Below are 25,213 nucleotides of genomic sequence, written 5' to 3' on the forward strand. Positions count from 1 at the left end.
CCGCCACGCTCATCGCGTCCAGGTACGCTCGCGGCATCAGCCCCCGGTATGCCGCCTGCCAGCCGCGCACCCGGACCCCCGAGACCGCGTCGACATCGGCCTCCGTCATCTCACGTATCCGGATGAGCCACGATGCCTGCTCCGGCATCCCCCCGTCTGCCCCGTCCCGCCCCGACCTCCTGGGTGACTCCCCGGTCATCTCCCCGTCCCTCTCCACGCGGCCTCCCTGCGGCACAGGTTCGAGGCCCGCCCGGACACCCGGCAACGGGCTTCCCCGGTCGGCTTCCCCTGCCGCCCTCCCCAGTCGCCCCTCCCGTCCGGACGATCGTCCTCCGGATGCCGGCCGCTTGACCTTGCCCCTGGGGGCAGGGTTCGAGACTCCCGGCATGGAACAGCGCACGCATGCCGCCACGACCACGACCTCCGACCCACGTGCCCGTACCGCGGACAACGGCCCCGAACTGCCCGGGACTCACGGGAGAGTTGTCGTCATCACCGGGGCGGGCACCGGAATCGGCCGCGCGACCGCGCTGGCGTTCGCGGCGGAAGGGGCGCGCGTGGTGGCGGTGGGCCGACGGCCCGAACCGCTCGCGGAGACGGCCGCGCTCGCCGCGGAGGGCGACGGCGAGATCGTCCCGTACGCCGCCGACATCACCGCGGACGGCGTGCCCGAGGCCGTGGTACGCCATGCGGTCGCGACCTACGGCCGGGTGGACGTGCTGGTCAACAACGCCGCGGTGGTCGGCGGCGGCGCGCTCGGCTCGTACACCAGGGAGTCCATCGCGCCGCAGCTGGCGACCAACCTCGTCGCTCCCGTACTGCTGACCCAGGAGGCGGTGCCCCATCTGGAGCGCACCGGCGGGGTGGTGGTGAACATCAGCACGTCGGTCGGGCAGCGGGCCTGGCCGCACAACGCGGTCTACGCCGCGACCAAGACGGGCCTCGAACTCCTCACCCGCAGCTGGGCGGTGGAGCTCGCGCCGCGCGGCGTACGGGTGGTGGCGGTGGCACCCGGGGCGATCGAGACACCGATCGCCGACCACCAGGGCTGGTCCCCGGAACGCCGGCGGGCCCTGCGCGCCTGGCAGATCGCACACACCCCGATGGGACGCCTCGGACGCGCCGGGGAGGTCGCCTGGGCCGTCACCCGGCTCGCCGCACCGTCCGCGTCGTTCGTGACCGGGGTGGTCCTCCCGGTGGACGGCGGAGCGGTCGTCGGCTGAGGGGACGGGCTGACCGGTGGTGGCCGGCCGGGGGAACCGATTGGCGCGGGCGTCCGTTGCGCGGTACGGGAGGCCGCGCCCCGGCGGCGCCCGGGGCCGGTGCCGGCCCCCGGCGGTGGAGCGGGGCGGGACGACGGGAGGACATCGGGTGCGGATCGGTGAACTGGCGGAGATCACGGGGGCGTCGCCGCGTGCGCTGCGCAACTACGAGAGCGCGGGACTGATCCGCTCCGAGCGGGCGGACAACGGCTATCGCGTCTACGGCGTGGGCACGGCCGGGCGGGTCCGGAACATCCGCCATCTCCTCGATGCCGGGCTCACGCTCGCCGACGTCCAGTGCTTCCGGGCCTGCCTCGACGGCGACATGACCACCGCACCGCCCTCGCCCGAGGGCCTGCGGATAGCCCGGGAGCGGCTCGCCGTCATCGACGCGCGCATAGCCGCCCAGACGGCCGCCCGTGACCGCCTGGCGCGGGCCCTGGAGGCCGTTCCGGCCGCTTCCGGCGTCCGGGACCGAGGCGGGCGCGGCGGGCCCGCACGGGCGCCGTCGGACGCGCGGCGGGCCGTCACAGCAGCGTCAACTGGGTAGCCCCGGAAGCCGGGTTGCCGGCCGCGGGTGATTTCGCATCCGTATCCACATCCGCATCCGTGTCCGCGTCCGTACCCGAGCCGCTGCCGTCGCGCGCCGTGATCCGCCGGGCCTCCCCGGGGCGGGCCGGGCCGAGGCCGTATTCGGCGGCCAGTTCGTGGACCTGGCGGGTGATCCGGCGCTGGTACCACTTGGGCGCGTACGCGCCGTCGGCGTACATCGTCTCGTAACGGCGCACGAGGTGCGGGTGGTGGTGGCCCAGCCAGGCCATGAACCACTCGCGGGCGCCGGGGCGCAGATGGAGGACGAGGGGGGTGACCGAGTCGGCGCCGGCCTCGGCGACGGCGCGGACGGTGGCCCGCAGCCGGTCCGGGGTGTCGCCGAGGAAGGGGATGACGGGCGCCATCAGGACGCCGCAGGGGATGCCGTGCGCGGTGAGCGTGCGCACCACGTCCAGGCGTCGCTCGGGGGCGGGGGTGCCGGGCTCGACGGTGCGCCACAGCTCGCGGTCGAGGAAGCCGACGGAGACCGAGATGCCGATGTCGGTGACCCGGGCGGCCTGTTGCAGCAGCTCCAGGTCGCGCAGGATCAGGGTGCCCTTGGTGAGGATCGAGAACGGGTTGGCGTGGTCGCGCAGCGCGCCGATGATGCCGGGCATCAGGCGGTAGCGGCCCTCGGCGCGCTGGTAGCAGTCGACGTTGGTGCCCATCGCGATGTGGTCGCCGCGCCAGCGGCGGCCGGCCAGTTCGCGGCGCAGCAGGTCGGGGGCGTTGACCTTCACCACGATCTGCGAGTCGAAGCCGAGGCCGGTGTCCAGGTCCAGGTAGCTGTGGGTCTTGCGGGCGAAGCAGTACACGCAGGCGTGACTGCACCCGCGGTAGGGGTTCACGGTCCATTCGAACGGCATCCGGGAGGCGCCCGGTACGCGGTTGACGAGGGAGCGGGCGCGCACCTCGTGGAAGGTGATGCCGCGGAATTCCGGGGTGTCGACCGTTCGGGTGATGACATCCGTCCCGAACAGCGCGGACGGGCTTTCACCCAGATTGTCCCAGCGCATAGGGGCCTCCTGTTGTGATCCTGTCGCCCCCCGTTCTGATAATAGAACATGTGTTCCCTTCGCGTTCGTCAACCGGATTTGGGCCCGGTGCGCAGTGGTGGTTGGCTTGGCCGCGCACCGCAGGTTGGCGGCGCACCGCAGGACCGGCAGCCGACTACTGGAGGAAGACACACATGGGGCAGGTCGAGGCCACCACGCAGCGCGAGATCGCGGCGGACCCGGAGGATGTGTTCGACGCGATCGCCGACTACAGCGGCACGCGTCAGCGGCTGCTGCCCGAGCACTTCAGCGAGTACGAGATCCGTGAGGGCGGCGACGGCAAGGGCACCCTCGTCCACTGGAAGCTCCAGGCCACCAGCAAGCGCGTGCGGGACTGCCTGCTGGAGGTCGACGAGCCGACCGACGGTCAGCTGGTGGAGAAGGACCGCAACTCCTCGATGGTGACCACGTGGGTCGTCACCCCGGCCGGCGAGAACCGCGCCAAGGTCGTCGTCACCACCACCTGGCAGGGCGCCGGCGGCATCGGCGGCTTCTTCGAGCGGACCTTTGCCCCCAAGGGACTTGGCCGGATCTACGACACGATTCTCGCCAACCTGGCCGCCCACATGGAGAAGTGACCCGGCACCCTCGCTCCGGTAACCCTTTCGGGGCGCCGTCACGCTCACCGGTTCGGGTGGTTTCCGCCGCGTCGCACCTTCCGGCCCGCCGGCCGGCGGGCCGGCGGAAACCCCTGATGGGAGCCCAATAGGCGCCGCGGGCAACGTACTTGACGTCCGTTCCCGCCCACCGTGCTCCGATTCTCCGCGCTTGAACGCCGTTGTCGCCCGATGCGAGAAATGGGCGGCCGTATGAGGTGGATGAGGCGTACCGAGGGGAGCAGGACGTGGGCGGGACCACCCTGAGCGAGCGGGGCCGGCGGACCGGACCGCCCGCCGCCGGCGCCACGACGGGCCCGGCGCCGGAGCCGGCCGACCCGGCAGCGGGCGACGGCGCGTCGCCGCCGATGAGCCGGCGCCGGACGCGGACGCTCTTCCTGGGGCTGCTGCTGACCCTGCTGCCCGCCGCCCTCGCCCAGACCATCGCCGCCACCGCACTCCCGAAGATCGCCGGCGGGCTGCACGGACTGCACGCGATGCACTGGGTGGTGACCTCCTACCTCCTGGCCTCGGCCATCGGCCTGCCCGTCTACGGCAGGCTCGGCGACCTCCTCGGCCGGAAGCCCGTCTTCCTCTTCGCCGTCCTGGTCTTCACCGCCGGCTCCGCGCTCGCCGCCTGGTCGCGCTCGATGGACCAGCTGGTCGCCTTCCGGGCCGTCCAGGGCATCGGCGGCGGCGGCCTGCTGATCGGCGTCCGGGCGATCGTCGCCGAAGCCGTACCGCCGCGGGCCCGCGGGCGCTGGATGAGCCTGATGGGCGCCGCGTTCGGCCTGGCCTCGGTGGCCGGGCCGCCGCTCGGCGGCCTCTGCGCCGACCATGCCTCCTGGCGCTGGTGCTTCGCCCTCGACGTGCCGCCAGGCGTACTGGCCTTCCTCCTCGTCGCCGTCGCGCTCCGGCTGCCCCGGCCCGCCGCCCGCCCCCGGCTGGACGTCGGCGGTGCGCTGCTGCTCGCCGCATTCGCCACGTGCCTTGTCCTGCTGGCCAGTTGGGGCGGTACGCAGTACCCCTGGGGCTCGCGGGCCGTCCTCGGGCTCGGCGCCGGGGCGCTGCTCAGCGCGGGGCTGTTCCTCGTCGTCGAGCACACCGTCAGCGAACCGCTGGTTCCGCTGCGGCTGTTCCGCGACGCGGTCTTCAACCTCACCGGCCTGATCGGCGCCGCCATCGGCCTGGCGCTCTTCGGCGCGACCAGTTATCTGCCGAGCTTCCTCCAGATGGCCGGCGGCGCCACGGCCACCGCCTCCGGACTGCTGATGCTCCCCATGACGGGCGGGGTGGTGCTCGGTGCGCTCGGCACCGGGCAACTCATCAGCCGCACCGGCCACTACAAGATCTTCCCGATCCTCGGCTGCGCGGTGGCCGCGGAGGGCATGTGGCTGCTGTCCCGGATGCGACCGGACACCTCCCGCGGCGTCTACAGCCTCTGGACGGGCATCCTGGGCCTGGGCCTCGGCCTGGTGCTGCCGGTGCTGGTGCTCGCCGCGCAGAACTCCGTACGCCGCCAGGACCTCGGTGCCGCGATCGGCGCCGGCAACTACTTCCGGCAGCTCGGCGGCAGCGCAGGCGTGGCCCTCTTCGGCGCGCTGTTCGCCAACCGCCTCGCCGCCCAACTCGGCGACCGGCTGCCGCCCCCGACGCGGCTGCCCGATCCGGAGTCGATCACTCCGCAGCTGCTGCGCGCCCTGCCCGCCGCACTGCGCGACAGCTACGCCGCCGCCTACGCGAAGGCCATGCCGGGGATCTTCCTCTACCTCGTGCCGGTACTCGTCCTGGGCTTCCTGCTCGCCCTCTTCCTGAAAGAGAAACCCCTGGTGTCCCACGCCTCGCACGCCCCCCAGACCCCGCACGCGCCGTACGGCGACCCGGCGGAGCCCGCCGCCGTGCCGCCGGCCCGCACCGGGCACGACGCAGCCGGGTACGCGCCCGCGGGCAACTCGTATGGCTCCAAGGGGAGTTACACGGGCGGCTACCCCCACAGCCAGGGCGCCGGGCAGGTGGCGACGATCGGCGCCGGCGTCCCCGTGTGCGGCACGGTCCAGCACCACGACGGCAGCATCGTGCCGCGCGCCGCGCTCACCCTCATCGACGTCGCCGGGCGGCAGATCGGCCGCGGCGCCACCGGCGACGACGGCCGGTACGCGCTGGGCACCCCGGGGGCCGGGGCGTATGTGCTGATCGCGGCGGCGGGCGGGCACCAGCCGCAGGCCGTCACGGTGACCGTCGGCGAGCGGCCGGTGGAGCTGGATGTGGTGCTCGGCGGCGCCGGGCGGCTGGCCGGCGCGGTCACCACCGCCGACGGCACACCGGTGCGCGATGCCATGGTCACCCTCACCGACGTCCGCGGCGAGGTGGTCGCCACCACCCGCAGCGGACGCGAAGGAGGCTATGTCATCGGGGAGTTGGTGGCCGGCGAGTACACCCTCGCCTCCAGCGCGCCGGCGTTCCGGCCGGCCGCGCTGCCGGTGACGGTCCAGGCGTCCCGGGAGACCCGCCAGGACATCGAGCTCGCCGGCGGCGCGGTGCTGCGCGGGACCGTACGGGCCGGTGGCGGCCGGCCCGTCGAGGACGCCCGGGTCACACTGCTGGACGCGGCCGGCAACGTCGTCGACACCGCGACGACGGGCCCCGACGGGCTGTTCCGCTTCGTGGACCTCTCGGCCGGCGAGTACACCGTGATCGCCGCCGGATACCCGCCGGTGGCCACCGTGTTGCAGGTGGCGGGCGGCGGGCACACCGAACGCGATCTCCAACTGGGGCACGAGGACTGACGCGACGTCACACGGGGCGCACGCTCCGGCGCACGCCCTCTTCGCGGAGTGCTGCCCGCCGCCTCCGTCGCGGTCGTACCGTGGTGGCGGCGGTGCGGGAACGGCCCACGAAGGAGCGACCGCCCATCGTCGAGCTGCCGACGAACCGGTCGATGGCGGGGGCCGGTTGAGGCCGGCCGACCGGGGCCGTGCGCGCCGGTACGCCGCCCTGCCGGCGGAAACGCGGCGATGGCGCCCCCCGGCCCGCACGCCGTCCCGGTCATGGCACGAATCCCGCCCAACCACGGCCCATTCAGCCGAAGTTGGGCGGGTTTCCCGGTGTCGTGCCCGGGCCGCTCTACTTCCCCTGGAGGGAGGCGGTGATGGCGGCCAGCGCCTTGGCGATGTACGCCTCGGTGGCGGCCTTGTCGATGCCCAGGCCGGTGAGGACGCCCGAGCCGTCCTCCAGCTCCAGCAGCGCGAGCAGGAGGTGTTCGGTGCCGATGTAGTTGTGGCCCAGCCGCAGGGCCTCGCGGTAGGTGAGTTCCAGCGCCTTTCGTGACGGGACGTCGAACGGGATGAGGGCGGGGAGGTTCTCCGCGGCGGGCGGCAGCGCCGCGGTGGCGGCCTCGCGCAACGCCTCCGGGGACACGCCCTGCGCCGCGATGGCCTTCGCGGCGAGGCCCTCCGGTTCGGAGAGGAGCCCGAGGGCGAGGTGCTCGCGGTGGATCTCGGCGTTGCCGGACGCGCGGGCTTCCTCCTGCGCCGCCACCACGACCTTCCTGGCCCGGGGGGTGAAGCGGCTGAAGCCCTGCGCGGGATGGAGATCCGTCGCCGGGTCCATCGCCTTCGGTACGAAGCGCTTCTGGGCGGCCTGCTTGGTGACGCCCATGCTCTTGCCGATCTCGGTCCAGGACGCGCCCGAGCGCCGCGCCTGGTCCACGAAGTGGCCGATGAGGTGGTCGGCGATGTCGCCGAGGTGGTCCGCGGCGATCACCGCGTCGGAGAGCTGGTCCAAGGCGTCGGTGTGCGCCTTCTTGATGGCTTCGATCAGGTCGTCGAGCCGGACGGGGTTCGTCATGGGAACTGGGTTCGTCATGCGTCAACGGTAAGTTGACGGCAGATGGGGCGTCAACCCCTCGTTGACGATTAGAAGGGCTTCGGTGTCGGGGTCCGCTCGCTCGTATGTCCGCCGTTCCTCCGCGGGCGGCGCAACTCCCGTCGTGCGCCCGGGCGTCTACCGTGCTGTAGTCGGTCTACGTTGCTGTAGACGCTCCAGGTCGCGAACAGAGGACGAAACCCCGGTGACGACCGCAGTACTGCATGCCGGCAGTGGACAGCGCCTGCTCGCGCGGGCTCAACGACATCTCACCTGGGCCATGCCGGTCGCTTATGTGTCCGCCGCCGTGCTGCCCCAGGCCGGGCAGTGGGCGCGGCACCTGCCCTGCGGCACCCTCCCGCTGCCCGGCGGGCGGGGGACCCTGACGGCGCAGGGCCTGCTGCTGGCCTGGGTGCTGTTCACCGCGGCACTCCAGGTGCGGGTACGGGAACTGACGGTCCTGCTGCGCCGGCCCGGATTACTCGTGGCGGGCACGGCGGCCAACACCGCGCTCCCGCTGCTGATCCTGGCCCTGCTCGCCGGGGCCTTCCTGCTCCTCCCGGACGCCGACGGCGGCAGCGGGCTGCTCACCGGGCTCGCGATGATCGCGGCGATGCCGGTCGCCGGCGGGGCCACCGTCTGGGGCAGCCGGGCCGGCGGCAACCAGACCCTGGTCGTGGGGCTGGTGATGTCCTCGACGCTGCTCAGTCCGCTCACCATCCCGCTCACGCTGGCCGGCGCCTCGGCCGTGACCAGTGGCAACTACTCGGCGGCGCTGGGCCGGATGGCGCAGGTGGCCGGCGGGGCGGTCGCCGCGGCCGGGGTGGTCGCCCCGTGCCTGCTCGGGCTGGCCGTACGCGCCGTGCTGCCCGGCCGCTTCGCCACCGCGGCCCTGCCCTGGCTCAAGCTGCTCGCCCTCGGCGCCGCCCTCGCCCTCACCTACGTCAACGCCTCGGGCGCCTTCGCCGACATCATCGCCCGCCCCCGGCCGGCGCTGCTCGCGCTCGCCACCCTGGCGGCGGCGGCGATGTGCACGGCGTCCTTCCTCCTGGGCTGGTGCCTGGCGCGCGCCCTGCGGGCCGCGCACGCGGACGCCGTCGCCCTGACGTTCACCTCGGGGATGAACAACAGCAGCGCCGGCGCGGTGCTGGCCACCACCCGGTTCCCGGACCATCCGCACGTACTGCTGCCGATCCTGGCGTACAGCCTGCTGCAGAAGGTGCTCGCCGGGGTCGCGGACAGCACCCTGGCCGGGCGCGGCGGGAACCGGAAGAGCGGGCCGGACGCACCCGCCGACCGGCCCGGCGGCAGGATTCCGGTGGGCGGGCCCTGCCCCTGACGGGAGGGCTCTGAGGGCGGGCTCCGACGGGACCGGTTACGGCAGCCCGGGCTGCTGCGCCGGGTTCATCCACCAGGCGGCGGTCGATCCCGGGAGTGTCCCGGCGGGGCAGGCACCGCTCGCCAGCAGCGGCACACCCGCAACGGGTGCGGGCACCGGCTCCGTGCCGAAGTTGATGGCGCACACCAGACCGTCACCGCGCGCGAACGCCAGCACCTGCGGCGGTGATTCCAGCCAGCGCAGGGTGCCCTCGCCGAGCTGCGGAAGGCCCCGGCGCAGCTGGAGCGCCTCGCGGTAGAGGTGCCAGAAGGAGCCGGTGTCGGCCACCGCCCGGTCCATGGTGTGCCCGGCGAACCCGGCGGGCTGCGGCAGCCACGGCTCCCCCTCGGCTCCCGTACTGAAGCCGAACGGCGCCGTGTCCCCGGACCACGGCAGCGGCACCCGGCAGCCGTCCCGGATGTGCTGCCGGCTGCCCGTGCGGTGGAAGATCGGATCGGTGAGCACCGCGTCCGGCAGATCGTCGACCTCCGGCAGGCCCAGCTCCTCGCCCTGGTAGACATACGCGGCACCGGGGAGGGCCAGCATCAGCAGCGCCGCGGCACGGGCCCGGGCCGGGCCCAACGCGCCCTCCGGGGTGCCCGGTTCGCCCGCGTAACGGGTGACGGTCCGCACCTGGTCGTGGTTGTTGAGCACCCAGGTGACGGTGGACCCGGTGTCCGCGATATCGGTCAGTGCCTCGGAGATCACCTTGCGGAAGAGGGCCGCGTCCCAGCGCGCGGTGAGCAGGTGGAAGAGGAATGCCTGGTGCAGTTCGTCCGGCCGGACGTACGCGGCCTGCTCACGCGGGGTGCGCACCGAGACCTCGCCCACCAGGAGCCGGTCGCGGCCGTCCCGGGCGGTGTACTCGTCGCACAGCGCTCGCCAGTCGCGCCACACCTGGTGCACCTCGGGCTGGTTCCAGGCGAGTGGGTTGAACGCGTCGCGGGTGCGCTCGTCGGCCGACGGGTCGGGGGAGTCGGGGAGTTCGGGGTGCTTGTAGAGCCCGGCGGCCACATCGATCCGGAAGCCGTCCACGCCGCGGTCCAGCCAGAAGCGCAGCACCTTGTCGAAGTCGGCCGCCACATCGGGGTTGCGCCAGTTCAGATCGGGCTGCTTGGGGGTGAACATGTGCAGGTACCACTGGCCCGGAGTGCCGTTCTCCTCCGTGATACGGGACCAGGCGGGACCGCCGAACATCGCCCGCCAGTTGTTGGGCGGCAGCTCCCCGTGCTCCCCGCGCCCGTCCGCGAAATGGAAGCGCGCCCGGGCCGGGCTTCCCGGACCCTGTTCCAACGCGGCGCAGAACCATGGGTGTTCGCTTGAGCAGTGGTTGGGGACGATGTCCAGCAGCACCTTCAGGCCGAGCTGGTGGGCCTCGGCCACCAGGCGGTCGAACTCGTCGAGATCGCCGTACACCGGATCGACGTCGCGGTAGTCTGCGACGTCGTAGCCGTGGTCGTGCTGAGGGGAGGGGAAGAACGGGCTGAGCCACATACCGTCCACACCGAGCTTCTTGAGGTACGGGAGCCCGCTGCGGACCCCGGCGAGATCACCGGTGCCGTTGCCGGTGGTATCGCGGAAGCTGCGTAGGTAGACCTGGTAGATGACCGCATCGCGCCACCAGCGCCGGTCCGTGTCCTGGGTGGCGGTCGGGTGGCCGCGTTGCGCGGTGGCTGTGAGCATCTGCCGTGATCCCGTTCTTACCTGTGCAAGTCGGCCTGGCCGCCTGCGAGTTGCTGTTATACATGCATGTTAGGTAGCGGTGTCTTTTCGGTGTCAACGGATTGTTCAAAGTTGTCGCAGAGGTGCCCGGGATTGCGTGGAACGGGTGTCGCGCCCGTACTTAACTGCTAATCACCCGGCCCGGTACGGCTGGGTCGGCACCACCCGTAATTCCCGTACGAGGTCTGGGCGTTGGGCGAGCGGTGCGGTGTCCGTCACCGGGCGGGAAGCGGACCGTGGGCGTGACATGCGACACCGTGGGCGGCGTTGGTGGGTACGGCGCGCGAGGGGACCGGGCGTGCGGACCGGGTGGGAAAGACCGGCAGCCGGCTGCCTGTCGTACGGCTACCCCGTAGCGCCCTCTTCACACCGTGCGCCGGCGGGGCCCGGGCGGTGGGCCGGGCCCGTGAAGAGCCGTTGGCGGTGCGGGATACTGGCTGCCTCGGGGCGAGACGACGGCGAACCGATTCACCAACGGGGGAACCGGATAACCGACATGGAGTGCCGGAGGGAGAGCGAGAGCGTGCGGCTGCCACTCCTGGCGCTGCTGGTCAGCGGACCCGCACACGGCTACCAACTCAAACACGCCCTGGAGACCCTTCTGGGTGCGGCCTACCCGCCCCCGAACGTCGGTCAGATCTACGTCACCCTGGGCAGGCTGGAGAAGGCCGGCCTCATCGAGGGGGAGGACATCGAGCAGCCGGACCGCCCGAACAAGCGCACCTACCGGATCACGGCGGCCGGCCGGGAGACGGTGGACGCCTGGTTCGAGGAGTCCACCGTCGAGCCGCGGGTGCGCGACGAGTTCTTCATGAAGTTCGCCCTCGCCCCCCGTACCGGCACCGCCGACCGGATCGCCCTGATCGACAAGCAGCGCCGCCACTACCTCAAGAGCATGCGCGAACTGTCCCGGCTCGCGGCGGCCGGGAACCGGGACAACCAGGTCGCGCAGCTGCTGATAGAGGGTGCGATGCTCCACCTCCAGGCGGACCTCGACTGGCTGGAGCGCTGCCGGGAAGAGCTGGAGTAGCGCGGGAGCAGCGGGGGAGCAGGGAAGTGCGGCGGCGGGCGTGCGGACCGGCATGCGGTACTCGGTCACCACGGCGGCGGGGTGCGGGAGGCGGGGCGCGGAGGGGTGGTGGCAGGGCGTGCTGGGCCACACAGACGATCTTCGGTGGTCCGGTCCGGCGGAGTTGTCCGCAGCCCTGGTCCGGGTGTTCGAGGCCGCGTACCGTGACGGATCAAGGGCCGCTCATACGGCCTCTCACCTGCGATGGGACTGACAGACAGTGAAGATCCTGATCTCCGCGGACATGGAGGGTGCCACGGGCGTGACGTGGCCCGCCGACGTGCTGCCGGGTACGCCGCAGTGGGAGCGCTGCCGCCGGATGTTCACGTCCGATGTGAACGCGGCCGTCGCCGGGTTCTTCGACGGCGGGGCGGATGAGGTCCTCGTCAACGAGGCGCACTGGTCGATGCGCAATCTGCTGCTGGAGCAGCTCGACCGGCGGGCCGAGATGCTGACGGGACGTCATAAGTCACTGAGCATGGTGGAAGGGGTGCAGCACGGAGATGTCGACGGGATCGCCTTCGTCGGATACCACACGGGCGCCGGCACGGAAGGGGTGCTGGCGCATACGTATCTCGCCAATACGCTGACGGGCGTCTGGGTCGACGGGGTGCGGGCGAGCGAGGGGTATCTCAATTCCCTTGTGGTGGCCGAGTACGGCGTGCCGGTGGTGCTGGTGACCGGTGACGACCGGACGTGCCAGGACGCGCAGGGGTATGCCCCGCAGGCGCCGGGGGTGGCGGTGAAGGACTATGTGTCGCGCTATGCGGCGGTCTGCCGCCCGCCGGCCCGTACGGCGGACGAGATCCGGGCGGCGGCCCGCAAGGGGGCGGCGCTCGCGGTGCGTCACGATCCGGCCCAAGCAGGTCCGTTCCGGTTCGAGTTGGAGTTCGACGCGGAGCACCTGGTGGGTGCGGCGACGTGCGTGCCCGGCGTGGAGCGCTGCGCGGAGCGCCGGGTCGCGTATACCAGTCAGGACATGTACGAAGCCATCCGGTGTTTCAAGGCGGTCACCACGGTCGTCTCGTCCGCCGTGGAGGAACAATATGGCTGAGAATCAGCGGGCGGAGCAGAGCGCCGGTACGGCCGCGGGGGCGGTCGACCAACAGGCGCTGGACGAGGTGGTGCGGTTCACCTCCGATCTGATCCGTATCGATACGAGCAATGCCGGTGACGGCGCCTGCCGGGAGCGCCCGGCCGCCGAGTACGTCGCCGAGCGGCTGGCCGACGCGGGGATCGAACCGGTCCTGCTGGAGCGCAGCAAGGGCCGGACGAACGTCGTCGCCCGGATCGAGGGCACCGAACCGTCCGCCGACGCGCTGCTGGTGCACGGCCATCTGGACGTGGTGCCGGCCGTGCCAGGGGACTGGCGGGTGCACCCCTTCTCCGGAGAGGTCCGCGACGGTGTGGTCTGGGGCCGCGGCGCCGTCGACATGAAGAACATGGACGCGATGATGCTCGCCGCCGTCCGGCGGTGGGCGCGCGGCGGAGTGCGGCCACGGCGCGACATCGTGCTGGCGTTCACCGCCGACGAGGAGGCCAGTGCCGAGGACGGTGCGGGATTCCTCGCCGACCATCACGCCGACCTCTTCGAGGGCTGCACCGAAGGCATCAGCGAATCCGGCGCGTTCACCTTCCACGCCGGCGGTGGGATGCGGCTCTATCCGATCGCGGCGGGGGAGCGCGGCACGGCCTGGCTGAAGCTGACCGCCCACGGCCGGGCCGGGCACGGCTCGAAGATCAACCACGCCAACGCCGTCAGCCGCCTGGCCTCGGCGGTGTCGCGGATCGGCGCGCACGAGTGGCCGGTGCGGCTCACCCCGACCGTCCGGGCCGCGCTGCGCGAGCTCGCCGCGCTGCACGCCGTGGACGTCGACGTCGAGAGCCCCGAATGCGATGTCGACGCGCTGCTGAGCAAGCTCGGGCCGTCCGCCCAGCTGGTCGCGCCGACGGTCCGCAACAGCGCCAACCCGACGATGCTGACGGCCGGTTACAAGGTCAATGTGATCCCGGGATCCGCCGTCGCCTATGTGGACGGCAGAGTCGTCCCGGGCGGCGAGGCCGAGTTCCGCACGACCATGGACGCGCTCACCGGACCCGATGTGACGTGGGACTACCACCACGGCGAGGTCGCCTTGCAGGCCCCGGTCGACTCCCCGACGTTCGCCGCGATGCGCGCGTCGGTCGAGCGCTTCGACCCGCAGGGCCGCGTGGTGCCGTACTGCATGTCCGGCGGCACGGATGCCAAGCAGTTCTCCCGGCTGGGCATCGTCGGCTACGGCTTCTCGCCGCTGAAACTGCCCGAGGGCTTCGACTACCAGGCGCTGTTCCACGGCGTGGACGAGTGCGTACCGACAGAGGGCCTGCACTTCGGCGTCCGGGTGCTCGACGACTTTCTGCGCGGCGCCTAGGCCCTGTCGTCAACTCCCGTCGTCCGCCCGAAAGGGCGGGCCGGGCGTCGGCAGGCAGGCGGGGGTCTGACGACAGGACGCAGGGCCCGAACCGTCGGACCGGCCCTGGCGCCGGAGGACGGGCGGTAGGCCGCCGGCCACCGGGGTCCGGCCCGCCGGTGGCGAACCGTCCCGGACACCCAAGAGGAGGAAGTGACAGCATGGTGACCACGGCTCCGTACGGCTCCTGGGCGTCCCCGCTGGACGCCCGGACGGTCGCCGCCCGCGACGGCCGCCCGGCGTGGGTCGGCTTCGTCGGCGACGACGTGTGGTGGACGGAGCCGCGCCCCGCCGAGGGCGACCGTCGGGCGCTGATCCGCCGGCGGCCGGACGGCGCCGAGGAGTCGGTGCTGCCCGCGCCCTGGAGCGTCCGCAGCCGGGTGGCGGAGCACGGCGGCCGGCCCTGGGCCGGCACGGCCACCGCGCGCGGCCCGCTGGTCGTCTTCAGCGACTCCGCCGACCACCGGCTGTACGCCTGCGAACCGGACGGCGCCGCCGCGCCGCGACCACTGACCCCGCGCTCACCGGTGGGCGGCGGGCTGCGCTGGGCCGACCCGGTGCTCCGCCCGGAGCTCGGCGAGGTGTGGTGCGTCCTGGAGGAGCCCACCGCGGAGCGGCCCACCGATCCGCGCCGGGTGATCGCCGCCGTGCCCCTCGACGGCTCGGCGGCGGAATGCCGGTTATCCGTACGGGAGTTGAGCGACGACCGGTATCGCTTCCTGACCGGCCCGCGGATCTCACCGGACGGCCGCCGGGCGGCCTGGCTCGCCTGGGACCACCCCGTGACGCCCTGGGACGGCACCCTGGCGATGGTCGCCGAGGTCACCCCCGAGGGGGAGTTCGCGGACATCCGGCCGCTCGCCGGCGACCCGGGACCGGGCCGTCCGGGCGGCGGCGGACGAGGGGAGCCGATCGCCCAGGTCGAGTGGGCGGCCGGCGGATCGCTCCTCTGCGTCTCCGGCCGCGACGGCCGGTGGCAGCCGATACGCCTCGACCCGGACGCGGCGGACGGCGGGGAGACGGGTGGCCGGGCGCTGTGCCCCGGCCGGTGGGAGGAGTTCGGCGGCCCGCTGCGGGCCATCGGGCAGCGCTGGTTCCTGCCCCTGGAGAACGGCACCCTCGCGGTGCTCCACGGCCGTGGCCCGCAGACCCTGGGCATCCTCGACCCGGTCGGCGGGGAGGTGGTCGACCCGGCCGGCCCCTGGACGGACCGGGCGGCCACGCTCGCGGTGCACGGCACCCGGGTGATCGGCGTCGCCGCCGGCCCGCGCGGCGGGTACGAGATCGTCGAGCTGGATGCCCGCACCGGCCGCTCCCGGCCGATCGCCGCCCGGCACACCGACGCGCTGGACCCGGCCTACCGCACCGACCCCCAGGTGCGCACGTTCACCGGCCCCGGCGGCCGGCACGTCCACGCCCGCATCTACCCGCCGCACCATCCCGAACGCACCGCCCCCGAGGGCGAGTTGCCGCCCTATGTGGTGTGGGCGCACGGCGGCCCGGCCGACCCGGACCCGCCGGTGCCCGACCTGGGGATCGCCTGCTTCACCTCCCGGGGCTTCGGCGTCGCCGCCGTCGGCCGGGGCGGCCCGACGGGCCACGGCCGGGAGGACGGTGAGCGGCCGCGCGGCCGGCCGGGCAGCGCGGCCGTCGAGGACTGCGCCGCCGTCGCCCGGGCACTGGCCGATGAGGGAAGTGCCGACCGCGGACGGCTGGCCATCCGTGGCGGGAGCGGCGGCTGGGTGGTCGCCGCCTCGTCGACCTCCACCGACCTCTACGCCTGCGGGGTACTCCGCCACCCCGTCCCGGACCTCACCGCACGGGCGGCGGGCGGGAGCGGCGACCCGGAGCCGCGGTGTTCGGAGACGCCGGCCGGCCCGCCCGGCGAACTCCCCGCCGGCGACCGCTCGCCGGTGCCGCCTACGGACCGCATCACCGCACCGTTCCTGCTGCTCCAGGCCGCTGACGACGCTGCCTGCCCGCCCTCCGGGGGCGAGCGCTGCCACGCCGGAGCCGCCGGGCGCGGCGTTCCGCACGCCTGTCCGGTGTTCCCCGGAGAGGGCCACGGCCTCTCCCGCGCGGACACCCGGGCCCGCGCCATGGAGGCCGAGCCGGCCCTCTACGCCCAGACCTTCGGCATCGCCCGCGGCGACGTCGCGCCGCTGGAGCTGCACACATGACGGCGGCGGGGGCGGCGGAGCCGACCCGGCCCCGGCGGCTGCGGCCCGGCGACCGGGTGGCCGTCGTGGCGCCGAGCGGCCCCGTCGCGCCCGAGCCGCTGGCGGGCGGGCTGGACATCCTGCGCGGCTGGGGCCTGGACCCGGTCACCGCGCCGCATGTCCAGGCCGGGCACGGCACTTTGGGCTATCTCGCGGCGGCCGACGAGGCCCGCGCCCGCGACCTCCAGGAGGCGTGGTGCGACCCGTCCGTCACGGCCGTGTTCGCCGCCCGCGGCGGCTACGGGGCCCAGCGGATGGTCGACCTCCTGGACTGGGACGCCCTTCGTGCGGCGGTGCCGAAACCGCTGATCGGGTTCAGCGATGTGACAGCCCTGCACGAGGCGTTCGCGGTGCGCGCCGGCGTCACCTCGCTGCACGGCCCGTCCGTCGCCGGCCGCGCCCTCTCCCGGGACGAGTCCACCCGTGAGCATCTGCGGCGCACGCTCTTCGCTCCGGAGACGGTCCGCACTCTGGCGTCGGCCGCCGCCCGGCCGCTGGTGCCGGGCCGCGCCCGCGGGGTGACTCTCGGCGGCTGTCTGACCCTGCTCGCCGCCGAGCTGGGCACCGTGTGGTCCCGCCCCGGCGCGGCCGGGGGTCTGCTTCTCCTGGAGGACACCGGGGAGCCGCCGTACCGCATCGACCGTGCGCTCACCCAGCTCCTGCGCGCCGGCTGGCTGGACGGCGTCGCGGGGATCGTCCTCGGCTCCTGGGCCCGCTGCGGGCCGTACGAGCGGGTGCGGGAGGTGCTGGCGGACCGGCTGGGCGGCCTCGGGGTGCCGGTGGTGGAGGAGTTCGGGTTCGGGCACGGCGACTCCGCGCTGACCGTGCCGCTCGGGGTCCCGGCGGAGCTGGACGCGTCGGCGGGCACGCTGACGTGTGCGATACCCGCGCTGGTGTGACGGCGGGCGGCCCCGCATTCGGCTGACGTCGCGTCAAAACGGTCGCCGCCGGGCCGCCGATCGCCCTATATATCCGTGGGTAGCAATGAACTGACGCTCCGACACCACCGCGTCTCGTGAGCGTTGACATGTCCCTACTCGTGCCACACCATGACCCCGCCGCTACCGACCGGTTGGTACGGCGTTCCTTGTGGAGGTCTGCGTGCCCTGCGTGTCTCGAGCCGTGTCCCGCCCCGTACTCCGCACGTCCCTCGCCCTGCTGGCCGGCACCGCCCTCACCGTGCCCGTCGTCCTGAGCGCCCCCGTCGCGGCCGGGGGCGCCGCCGCCCCGTACACGGTCACCGCGCTCCGGATGACCGTCCGTGCCGGTGGCCGCACCTGCCCGGTCGATATGGACCTCTACCGGCCCCGGGGCGTGGACGCCGCGCACCCGGCGCCCGCCGTGCTGACCACCAACGGCTTCGGCGGCAGCAAGGCGGACGGCGTGACCGGCGCCAACGCCCGGGCCTTCGCCTCCCGCGGCTACGTCACCCTCGCCTACTCCGGCCTCGGGTTCGGCCGGTCCGGCTGCCCGATCTCCCTCGACGACCCCGGGATCGACGGCCAGGCGGCGAGCCGGCTGATCGACCTGCTGGCGGGGACGCGCACCGCCGACGACGGCACTCGTATCGACTACGTCACCCAGGACGGGCCCGGCGATCCGCGGGTCGGCATGATCGGCGGGTCCTACGGTGGCGCGATCCAGATGGCGACCGCCGCCATCGACCACCGCGTCGACGCCCTGGTGCCGCAGATCACCTGGAACGACCTCGCCTACTCCATCGACCCGAACAACACCGGCCGCACACGCGGCGTCAGCGGACCGGTGCCGGGGGCGTACAAACACGAGTGGACGAACGGCTTCTTCCTGATGGGCGAGGCGCAGGGCCTGCTCCATCCCGGGCTGGACCCGTCGTGGATCGGCAGCGCCGGCTGTCTGCACTTCGTCGAGCCGGCCTGCCGGACCAAGCGGCTGCTGAACTCCCACCGGTATCCGCCCGGCCGGACCCGGGAGATGCTCCGGTACGCGCGCAGCGTCTCACCGGTCTCGTACCTGAAGTCGGTCAAGGCGCCGACGCTGCTGATCCAGGGGGAGGCCGACACCCTCTTCAACCTCAACGAGGCCGCGGCCACGTACCGGACCCTGCGCGCGCAGGGCACCCCGGTCAGGATGATCTGGCAGTACTGGGGCCACAGCGGCGGGATCAAGGACCCGGCAAGGGGTGAACTGAGCCCGGACATGGGCAACTTGGAGAGCAGCTACGTGGGGCAGCGGATCCTCGCCTGGTTCGACCGCTATCTGCGCCACCGCCCGGAGGCCGGCACCGGCCCGGCCTTCGCGTACTACCGCGACTGGGCGACCGGCCCGAGCGCCTATGCCACCTCGTCCGCCTTCCCCACGGGCGGCGGTCAGCGGCTCTATCTCTCCGGCGACGGCAGGCTCGTCGACGACCGCGGCAAGGTCGCGCGCGGCAGCCGTGAATACCGCAATCTGCTGGTGCCCACCAGCCATTCGGAGAACTCGCCGGCCGCCCTCTTCGGCTTCCCGGACATGCCGCCGTACGACATCAAGGGCACCTACCTGGACTGGACCTCGGCGCCGGTGACCGGCGGACCGGTGGACGTCGTGGGCGCGCCGAAGGTGACGCTGAAGGTCTCCTCGCCGCAGGCCGAGGAGGTGCAGAACTCCCCGGACGCGGCCGACAGGCTGGTGCTCTTCGCCAAGCTCTACGACGTCGCGCCGGACGGCGGCAAGACGCTGGTGCACCGGCTGGTGGCCCCGGTCCGGGTACCCGATGTGACCCGGAAGTTCACCGTGGAACTCCCGGGCATCGTGCATCGCTACGAGCCGGGGCACCGGCTGCGGCTGGTGATCGCCGCGAGTGACACCGCCTATGTGGGCAATCGCGGGCTGAAGCGGGTGACGGTCACCAGCGCTCCCGAGGACACCGGGGTCCTCGAACTCCCCGTCACCGAAGGGGTGTTGCGGTAGCGGATGAGGTGGTTGCCGTAGTGATCGATACCGTAGTGATCGATATACCGTGGTGATCGGAGTCGAGGGCGGGACGTCGCGGGCGCGCCGCGGTCATCTTGCGCCGGCCGGGAGCCGTGCGGGGGCCGCAGGCGCCGGCCGGGCCGTCCGCGCGTGAGGGGTGAGTCGTCGGGCGTCATTCCTCCGTGGTCGTGATGGCCTGTACGGGGCAGGCGCGAGCGGCCTCGCGTACCAGGGGGTCGCCTCCGCCGTCCTCGCGGCCGGGCAGCAGTGCGCTGAACCCGTCGTCGTCCTGGGTGAACACCGACGGTGCGGTGAGCGCGCACTGGCCGGAGCCGATACAGACGTCCTTGTCGATGGTGATCCGCATGTCGGACCCCTTTCCGTGGGCTGCCTCCTGGGTGGAGACCGTGCGGCGCTACCAGGCCAGGGGCAGTTCGAGCATTCCTTGCAGAGTGTCTCCCGGCTTGAACGGAATGTCGGCAGCCGGCACGGCGAGTCGCAGATCGGGGATCCGGGTGACGAGCGAGCGCAGCGCGATCTCCATCTCCGCGCGGGCGAGATTCTGCCCGAGGCACTGGTGGACGCCGAAGCCGAACGCGATGTGGTGGCGGGCCGAACGGCCGAGGTCCAGCTCGTCCGGTGACGGATAGGCGGTCTCGTCGCGGTTGATCACAGACGTCGGGAACACCACCCCGTCACCCGTCCGGATGGTCTGACCGGCGATCTCGATGTCCTCGGTCGCCACCCGCAGCATCCCGTCGGCTATGGACAGGAACCGGAGCAACTCCTCGACCGCGGACGGTATCAGTCCCTCGTCCGACCGCAACCTGTCCAACTGCTCCGGGTGTTGCAGCAGGGTGAAGGCGCCGAGCGAGATCATGTTCGCGGTGGTCTCATGGCCGGCGACCAGCAGGATCATGGTCAGCCGGACCAGCTCGTCGCGCTCGACGGCGCCGGTCCGCAGCCGTTCCTCGATCAGCTCGTCCAGCAGGCCGTCGCCCGGAGCCCGCTCCTTGCGGGCGATCAGGTCCGAGAGATGGTCCTCCAGCTCGATGCGGGCCTGCTCGCCCTCCTCGGCCGTACGACCGCGGAGCATCCGGCGGGACTTCTCCTCGAAGAACTCGTGGTCGGCGTACGGGACGCCGAGCAGCGAGCAGATGACCATCGAGGGCACCGGCAGGGCGTATGCCGAGACCAGCTCGGTGGGCGGTCCCTGGGCCAGTATCCGGTCCAGTAACTCGTCCACGATCCGCTGGATCTGCGGGCGGAGCGCGGCGGTCCGCTTGAGGCTGAAGCTGGGGATGAGCATCCGGCGCTGGGCGTTGTGCTCGGGGTCGTCCATACCGATCAGCGGAGCTCTGAACCGCCGGGCGGCCTTGAAGCGCTCGACCGGCATCGGGAACGACGGGTTCTGCCGGTCGGCCGACAGCCGGGGGTCGGTCAGCAGCGCCCGTGCCTCGGTGTGGCCGGTCACGGCCCAGACCTCGCGGCCGTCGTAGAAGGTGACGTGCGCGAGCGGGCCCGCCTCGCGCAGCGGCCGGTAGTTCGCCGGCGGGGGGTAGGGGCAGGTGCGGTCCTGGGGAAAGGAGACGGTCTCGGTCACGGATTCCTCCCGTGCGGGTGAGGCGAGCCGGTCGGCGGCGGGAGGTCGCGGCCGGACTCCCGCATGACATGCCGGCCCTGGACGCGAGCCCGGCCGCGTCGGTCCCCACGCGATGCCCGCGGCGCCCCGTGCGGTCCGGTCAACTCGGTGCGGAATCGGCCCCGTTCGCTGCCCTCACCCCCTCTCGGCGGCGGATTCCGATACCTGAAGATCCGGGCTCATCTCGCGAACGTCCGGACTTGTGCCGGTAGTTCCCGCCGGACGCAACAAGGTCTCCAGCATCGCGTCCAGATGGCGGTCGCGGTCGTCCCCGGCCGGCAGCGTCCCGGGCACCGCGTGGCTGAGCTGGGTGTGCCCGAGGTAGGCGGTGTACGCGAGCAGGCCGCGGCGCCGGGCCTCGTCCTCCGGGAAGCCCAACTCGGCGAAGAGCGAGGCGATATGGCCGATGCGGCGGCCGGTCACCCGGGCGAGCACGGCTGCCACCCGCGGATCCGACGCGGACGCCAGCAACGACACCTCCAGGGGGTCCTCGGCGGCCCGGCGGGTGGCCCGTTGGAACAGCCGGCGCAGCCGGGCGCCGGGGTCGGGCTCATTCGCCAGCTCGGCGATCACGGCCTCGGTGCGGCTCTCCTCCCAGCGCTCCAACGCGGCCTCGATCAGCGCGTCCCGATTGGCGAAGTGCCAGTAGAAGCTGCCCTTCGTGGTGCCCAGGCGGGCCGCGAGCGGCTCCACGGCCACCGCCGCGAGACCCCCCTCGCCCATGGCCGCCAGCGCCGCGTCGGCCCAGTCCCGCACCGTCAGCCGCTGCCGCGCGCCGCCGCGGGCCACCCTCTCTCGCTCTCGCACCATGGCCATACGCTACCGTATGGCAAAACATACGCCACCGTATGGAGGTGTTCCGTGCGCACGGTCCGCAACGTCCATTCCCGCACCGTCCAGGCCCCGGCGAGCGCCGTGGGAGCCCTGCTCGACCGGCTCGGCGGCGATCCCGATCCGCTCTTCCCGACGCCCGCCTGGCATCCGATGCGCTTCGACCGCCCCCTGGGGGTCGGTGCCGTCGGCGACCACGGCCTGGGCCCCTACCGGGTGGCCGTCCACGAACCCGGCCGCCGTATCCGCTTCGACTTCCTCCCGGGCCCGCACGGTGACCTCACCGGCCACCACGAGTTCACCGTCCGCCCCCTGGGCCCGGACCGCTGCCGGGTCGAGCACGTCCTGGAGTGCCGGCACGGCCTCGCCCGCCGGCTCGTGTGGCATCTGGCGATCCGCGCCGGGCACGACACCGTCGTCGAGGAGCTGCTCGACAACATCGAGCGGGCGGCCACCGGACGGCTCGGCGCCCCCGTCCGCCGGTCGCCACGGGCGCGGCTGCTCAACCGCCTGCTGTGGGACCGCCCGACGGCCGTCGCCCTCCCGGAGGGCGCTCGACTGGCACGCGGTGCCTTCCCGCGGACGGACTTCCAGGACGCGTGGCAGCTGCCGCTGCGCCCCGGCATGCCGGTGGAACCGGAAGCCTGGCAAGGGGTGTTGCGCGGTGCGCCGTTCCCGGTGGTGGGCCGGCAGGGCGGCGAGATCCTGCTCGGCAAGGACGCCGGCCACCTGGATTTCCGGGCCTCCGTCCTGGTCGCCGACGGCCAGGTCACCCTCGGCACGGTCGTCCGCACCCACCACCGGGGCGGTCGGCTCTACCTCGCCCTCGTGCGGCGCGTCCACCCCTTCATGGCCCGTACGATGCTGCGCCGCACCCATCGCCGGCTGGCCCTGGCGGCGCCCGGTGCGGGGGAGCGGTGGGCGGCGCGCTCGCCTGAGGGCAGTGATCCGCGTGGAGCGCAGTGATCCGCGAGATGCCGGGATCCCCTGGTCATCGGTGGCACTGAGTGCCAAACTCGCTTCATGGGGCAACGGCATGACATGGAGCAACGGCACGAGGCCGGCACGGAGTTGGCCTGGGCGGCGCTGGCGGGGGACCCGGGGCTCACCCGGCGGATCGCCTACGGCGGGCTGCCCGGCCTGCTGGCGGCCCGGCTCCCGGTGATGGACCTGGCCCGTGCCACCGTCGCCGTCTGCGCGCTCGCCGCGGCGGAGCTGGCCGCGCAGCGCGACGGCGGCCCGCTGCCCGAAGTACGGGTCGACGACGGCGCGGTGGCCACCGCCTTCGTCAGCGAGCGCCATCTGCGGATCGACGGCCGTGCCCCCTCGGCGTTCGCGCCGCTCTCCCGCTTCTGGCGCACCGCCGACGGCTGGGTGCGCACGCACGCCAACTACCCGCACCACCGGGCCCCTCTGCTGCGGGCGCTGGGCCTCCCGGAGAGCGCCGGCCCGACCGAGGTCGAGACCGTCGTCGCCGGACGCACCGCGGACGACATCGAGGCGGCCGTGTACGCGGCCGGCGGGCTGGCCGTCGCCGCCCGCACCCCCAAGGAGTGGGCGGCCCACCCGCAGGGTGCCGCGCTGGCCCGGCTGCCGCTGCTCAGCCGCGAGGCCCTCGGGGGCAGTACTCCGCCGTGCCCGCTGCCCGCCCTCGCCGGCACTCCGACACTGCCCGCGGCCGGGCTGCGCGTGCTCGACCTGACCCGGGTGATCGCCGGGCCGGTCGCCACCCGCACCCTCGCCCTCCTCGGCGCGGACGTCCTGCGCATCGACGCCCCGCAGCTCCCGGAGAGTCAGGACGCGCACAGCGACACCGGGTTCGGTAAGCGGTCCACCACCCTGGACCTGGGCTCGCGCAGCGGTCGCGGGTCCTTCGAGGCGCTGCTCGCGGATGCGCACGTCGTGGTGACCGGCTACCGCCCCGGCGCCCTGGACCGCTTCGGGCTCGCCCCCGAAGCGCTCGCCGAACGCCGCCCCGGACTGGTCGTGGCCCGGCTCTCCGCCTGGGGAGACGACGGCCCCTGGGGCACCCGGCGGGGATTCGACAGCCTGGTACAGGTCGCGACCGGCATCGCGGCCTGCGAGGCGGACGCCGACGGGAATCCCGGCGCGCTGCCCGCGCAGGCGCTGGACCACGCCACCGGGTATCTGCTGGCAGCCGCGGTGCTGCGGTCGCTGACGGAGCAGGCCCGGACCGGCGGCGGGCATCTGGTGACCACCGCGCTGGCCCGTACGGCGCGGTGGCTGACGCACGACCTGGGGGAAGAGTCCGAGGGAGCCACCGCGCCCACGGGGACGGCCGTCTCTCCCACGGGCTACGACCCCGACCGCCATCTCCGCGAAACCGACGGCCCCGTGGGCCGGCTGCGGCACGCCTGCCCGCCGGTCGCCTTCGACGGGGGACCGGCCAATTGGGCGACGCCACCGGGCCGTTGGGGGGCGGACGCGCCCCTATGGCGCTGACCCCGCCCCCGTGAGGCCACCCGGTCTCCCGCCCGTACGGAGCCGGTCCGCAGCCGGGTCGCCTCCTCGTACGGGCGGGACGGGCCGGCACCTGGACTTCCGGTTGGTCGGACACCGCCGCCCCTCGTACGATCTGTCGATGACGAGCTCCGATGATCGCTACCTCGCGCGCGGCCCCCGGGTGGGCATCCGGCCCTTCACCGCCGCCGACCGGGCGGAATTCACCACGCTCGCCCGGCAGAGCGCCGAGCTGCACCGCCCCTGGCTCTCCCCGCCGGTCACCGACGACGCCTACGACAGCTATCTGGCGCGCCTTCAGGAACCGGACCGCGAGGGCTTTCTGGTCTGCGAGCACGACAGCGGGCGGATCGCCGGCTACCTGACCGTCAACAACATCGTGCACGGCGCGTTCCGCTGCGGCGCCATCGGCTACGGGGCCTTCGCGCACGCCGCCGGACGCGGCCTGATGAGCGAGGGGCTCCGGCTCGTCCTGCACCACGCCTTCGGGGAGCTCGGCCTGCACCGCCTGGAGGTCAACGTCCAGCCGGACAACCGGCAGTCGATCGCCCTGGTGCGGCGCGCCGGATTCCGGCTGGAGGGGTTCTCCCCGGACTTCCTGTTCATCGACGGCGCCTGGCGCGGGCACCAGCGCTGGGCCATGACCAGCGAGATGTTCCCGGACGCGGTGGAGCGACCCACCGGCTCCCGGGACACGCCCCAACCCGTCGTCCTCCAGCGCCCCGTACCGGTGTTCCGGATCTTCGATGTGGCCAAGGCGCAGGACTTCTACGTCGGCTACCTCGGCTGCGCCGTCGACTGGGAGCACCGCTTCGCACCCGGAATGCCGCTCTACACCCAGGTCTCGCGCGGCGCCCTGGTCCTGCACCTCTCGGAGCACCACGGGGACGCGACCCCCGGCTCCACGGTCCACACCGAGCTGACCGGCGTCCGTACCCTCCACGCCGAACTGGCCGCCAAGGACTATCCGTACCAGCACCCCGGCCTGGAGGAGGACGAGTTCGGGACCTCGCTCACCCTCACCGACCCGTTCGGCAACCGGCTGCGGTTCAACGAACGGGGCGGGGGAGGAGCGACGAGCTGAGGGGCCCACGGGAGAGGCGGGGGGGGGGGGGGGGG

The 25,213-nt window shown here is 73.4% G+C and carries 20 protein-coding genes and 2 pseudogenes; 15 read left to right on the plus strand and 7 right to left on the minus strand.

Going from position 1 to position 25,213, the window contains the following annotated elements; translation table 11 throughout:
• A pseudogene (locus RZ84_RS41910) lies at positions 1–109 on the minus strand (GNAT family N-acetyltransferase); the annotation flags it as partial.
• A 277-nt stretch (positions 110–386) separates the two neighbouring features.
• Here RZ84_RS41910 and RZ84_RS29935 point away from each other — a divergent pair.
• Positions 387–1,223, plus strand: a complete 837-nt coding sequence (locus RZ84_RS29935) for an SDR family NAD(P)-dependent oxidoreductase (protein WP_078894335.1) — start codon at positions 387–389, stop codon at positions 1,221–1,223.
• A 148-nt stretch (positions 1,224–1,371) separates the two neighbouring features.
• The gene (locus RZ84_RS29940) at positions 1,372–1,812 is read left to right on the plus strand and encodes a MerR family transcriptional regulator (protein WP_078894337.1); all 441 of its coding nucleotides are present in this window, start codon (positions 1,372–1,374) and stop codon (positions 1,810–1,812) included.
• On the opposite strand, the gene RZ84_RS29945 is transcribed toward RZ84_RS29940, so the two are convergent.
• On the minus strand, positions 1,790–2,869 hold the full coding sequence (locus RZ84_RS29945) for an Rv2578c family radical SAM protein (protein ID WP_078894339.1): 1,080 nt from the start codon (positions 2,867–2,869) through the stop codon (positions 1,790–1,792). The genes RZ84_RS29940 and RZ84_RS29945 overlap by 23 nt on opposite strands.
• 173 nt (positions 2,870–3,042) lie before the next feature.
• Here RZ84_RS29945 and RZ84_RS29950 point away from each other — a divergent pair, with 173 nt between their 5' ends.
• On the plus strand, positions 3,043–3,486 hold the full coding sequence (locus RZ84_RS29950) for an SRPBCC family protein (RefSeq protein ID WP_043267403.1): 444 nt from the start codon (positions 3,043–3,045) through the stop codon (positions 3,484–3,486).
• Between the two features lie 386 nt (positions 3,487–3,872).
• Entirely contained in the window at positions 3,873–6,290 is a 2,418-nt protein-coding gene (locus tag RZ84_RS29955; protein ID WP_078894793.1) for an MFS transporter, read from the plus strand.
• A 337-nt stretch (positions 6,291–6,627) separates the two neighbouring features.
• Here the strand turns inward: RZ84_RS29955 and RZ84_RS29960 are convergent, their stop codons facing one another.
• Positions 6,628–7,368, minus strand: coding sequence for a Clp protease N-terminal domain-containing protein (locus tag RZ84_RS29960; protein ID WP_043267408.1), 741 nt, complete (start codon positions 7,366–7,368; stop codon positions 6,628–6,630).
• Positions 7,369–7,573: 205 nt separating this feature from the next.
• On the opposite strand from RZ84_RS29960, the gene RZ84_RS29965 reads away from it, so the two are divergent.
• Positions 7,574–8,707 carry a bile acid:sodium symporter gene (locus tag RZ84_RS29965; protein WP_157878950.1) on the plus strand — a complete coding sequence of 378 codons (1,134 nt, stop codon included), beginning with the start codon at positions 7,574–7,576 and terminating at the stop codon, positions 8,705–8,707.
• A gap of 36 nt (positions 8,708–8,743) precedes the next feature.
• On the opposite strand, the gene RZ84_RS29970 is transcribed toward RZ84_RS29965, so the two are convergent.
• A complete protein-coding gene (locus RZ84_RS29970) occupies positions 8,744–10,429 on the minus strand; it encodes a glycoside hydrolase family 13 protein (protein ID WP_043267410.1) in 1,686 nt (561 codons plus the stop codon).
• A gap of 562 nt (positions 10,430–10,991) precedes the next feature.
• Here RZ84_RS29970 and RZ84_RS29975 point away from each other — a divergent pair.
• The 6 genes from RZ84_RS29975 (at position 10,992) to RZ84_RS30005 (ending at position 19,137) form a co-directional block, all read left to right on the plus strand.
• On the plus strand, positions 10,992–11,498 hold the full coding sequence (locus tag RZ84_RS29975) for a PadR family transcriptional regulator (RefSeq protein ID WP_043271223.1): 507 nt from the start codon (positions 10,992–10,994) through the stop codon (positions 11,496–11,498).
• Between the two features lie 259 nt (positions 11,499–11,757).
• On the plus strand, positions 11,758–12,591 hold the full coding sequence (locus RZ84_RS29985) for a M55 family metallopeptidase (RefSeq protein WP_043267412.1): 834 nt from the start codon (positions 11,758–11,760) through the stop codon (positions 12,589–12,591).
• A complete protein-coding gene (locus RZ84_RS29990; protein ID WP_043267414.1) occupies positions 12,584–13,948 on the plus strand; it encodes a M20/M25/M40 family metallo-hydrolase in 1,365 nt (454 codons plus the stop codon). The genes RZ84_RS29985 and RZ84_RS29990 overlap by 8 nt, the downstream gene beginning before the upstream one ends.
• A gap of 200 nt (positions 13,949–14,148) precedes the next feature.
• Complete coding sequence (locus RZ84_RS29995; RefSeq protein ID WP_043267415.1) at positions 14,149–16,167, plus strand: alpha/beta hydrolase family protein; 2,019 nt, start codon at positions 14,149–14,151, stop codon at positions 16,165–16,167.
• A complete protein-coding gene (locus RZ84_RS30000; protein ID WP_043267416.1) occupies positions 16,164–17,105 on the plus strand; it encodes a S66 peptidase family protein in 942 nt (313 codons plus the stop codon). Before RZ84_RS29995 ends, RZ84_RS30000 begins: the two co-directional genes overlap by 4 nt.
• A gap of 211 nt (positions 17,106–17,316) precedes the next feature.
• Complete coding sequence (locus RZ84_RS30005) at positions 17,317–19,137, plus strand: CocE/NonD family hydrolase (protein WP_043267417.1); 1,821 nt, start codon at positions 17,317–17,319, stop codon at positions 19,135–19,137.
• Between the two features lie 175 nt (positions 19,138–19,312).
• On the opposite strand, the gene RZ84_RS30010 is transcribed toward RZ84_RS30005, so the two are convergent.
• From RZ84_RS30010 to RZ84_RS30020, 3 genes are all read right to left on the minus strand, one after another.
• Positions 19,313–19,507, minus strand: coding sequence for a ferredoxin (locus RZ84_RS30010; RefSeq protein ID WP_043267418.1), 195 nt, complete (start codon positions 19,505–19,507; stop codon positions 19,313–19,315).
• Positions 19,508–19,555: 48 nt separating this feature from the next.
• The gene (locus RZ84_RS30015; protein ID WP_043267419.1) at positions 19,556–20,743 is read right to left on the minus strand and encodes a cytochrome P450; all 1,188 of its coding nucleotides are present in this window, start codon (positions 20,741–20,743) and stop codon (positions 19,556–19,558) included.
• A gap of 174 nt (positions 20,744–20,917) precedes the next feature.
• Positions 20,918–21,592, minus strand: a complete 675-nt coding sequence (locus tag RZ84_RS30020) for a TetR/AcrR family transcriptional regulator (protein ID WP_107068314.1) — start codon at positions 21,590–21,592, stop codon at positions 20,918–20,920.
• A 51-nt stretch (positions 21,593–21,643) separates the two neighbouring features.
• Here RZ84_RS30020 and RZ84_RS30025 point away from each other — a divergent pair, with 51 nt between their 5' ends.
• From RZ84_RS30025 to RZ84_RS41915, 4 genes and pseudogenes are all read left to right on the plus strand, one after another.
• Positions 21,644–22,579, plus strand: coding sequence for a DUF2867 domain-containing protein (locus RZ84_RS30025; protein ID WP_043267423.1), 936 nt, complete (start codon positions 21,644–21,646; stop codon positions 22,577–22,579).
• Between the two features lie 57 nt (positions 22,580–22,636).
• Entirely contained in the window at positions 22,637–24,076 is a 1,440-nt protein-coding gene (locus tag RZ84_RS30030) for a CoA transferase (protein WP_052230245.1), read from the plus strand.
• Positions 24,077–24,215: 139 nt separating this feature from the next.
• Positions 24,216–24,749, plus strand: a pseudogene (locus tag RZ84_RS30035) (GNAT family N-acetyltransferase); the annotation flags it as partial.
• Positions 24,747–25,178, plus strand: coding sequence for a glyoxalase superfamily protein (locus tag RZ84_RS41915; protein ID WP_241778104.1), 432 nt, complete (start codon positions 24,747–24,749; stop codon positions 25,176–25,178). The pseudogene RZ84_RS30035 and the gene RZ84_RS41915, both read left to right, overlap by 3 nt.
• The last annotated feature ends 35 nt before the right edge of the window (positions 25,179–25,213 follow it).

This window comes from Streptomyces sp. CT34, assembly GCF_000805335.1.
Classification (GTDB): domain Bacteria; phylum Actinomycetota; class Actinomycetes; order Streptomycetales; family Streptomycetaceae; genus Streptomyces.

What these genes read in the sequence shown, in the direction of transcription:
- RZ84_RS29935 (WP_078894335.1), top strand. Translation starts at nt 387, where the DNA reads ATGGAACAGCGCACGCATGCCGCCACGACCACGACCTCCGACCCACGT.
- RZ84_RS29945 (WP_078894339.1), bottom strand. Translation starts at nt 2,869, where the DNA reads ATGCGCTGGGACAATCTGGGTGAAAGCCCGTCCGCGCTGTTCGGGACG.
- RZ84_RS29950 (WP_043267403.1), top strand. Translation starts at nt 3,043, where the DNA reads ATGGGGCAGGTCGAGGCCACCACGCAGCGCGAGATCGCGGCGGACCCG.
- RZ84_RS29955 (WP_078894793.1), top strand. Translation starts at nt 3,873, where the DNA reads ATGAGCCGGCGCCGGACGCGGACGCTCTTCCTGGGGCTGCTGCTGACC.
- RZ84_RS29960 (WP_043267408.1), bottom strand. Translation starts at nt 7,368, where the DNA reads ATGACGAACCCAGTTCCCATGACGAACCCCGTCCGGCTCGACGACCTG.
- RZ84_RS29970 (WP_043267410.1), bottom strand. Translation starts at nt 10,429, where the DNA reads ATGCTCACAGCCACCGCGCAACGCGGCCACCCGACCGCCACCCAGGAC.
- RZ84_RS29990 (WP_043267414.1), top strand. Translation starts at nt 12,584, where the DNA reads ATGGCTGAGAATCAGCGGGCGGAGCAGAGCGCCGGTACGGCCGCGGGG.
- RZ84_RS29995 (WP_043267415.1), top strand. Translation starts at nt 14,149, where the DNA reads ATGGTGACCACGGCTCCGTACGGCTCCTGGGCGTCCCCGCTGGACGCC.
- RZ84_RS30000 (WP_043267416.1), top strand. Translation starts at nt 16,164, where the DNA reads ATGACGGCGGCGGGGGCGGCGGAGCCGACCCGGCCCCGGCGGCTGCGG.
- RZ84_RS30010 (WP_043267418.1), bottom strand. Translation starts at nt 19,507, where the DNA reads ATGCGGATCACCATCGACAAGGACGTCTGTATCGGCTCCGGCCAGTGC.
- RZ84_RS30020 (WP_107068314.1), bottom strand. Translation starts at nt 21,592, where the DNA reads ATGGTGCGAGAGCGAGAGAGGGTGGCCCGCGGCGGCGCGCGGCAGCGG.
- RZ84_RS30030 (WP_052230245.1), top strand. Translation starts at nt 22,637, where the DNA reads ATGGGGCAACGGCATGACATGGAGCAACGGCACGAGGCCGGCACGGAG.
- RZ84_RS41915 (WP_241778104.1), top strand. Translation starts at nt 24,747, where the DNA reads ATGTTCCCGGACGCGGTGGAGCGACCCACCGGCTCCCGGGACACGCCC.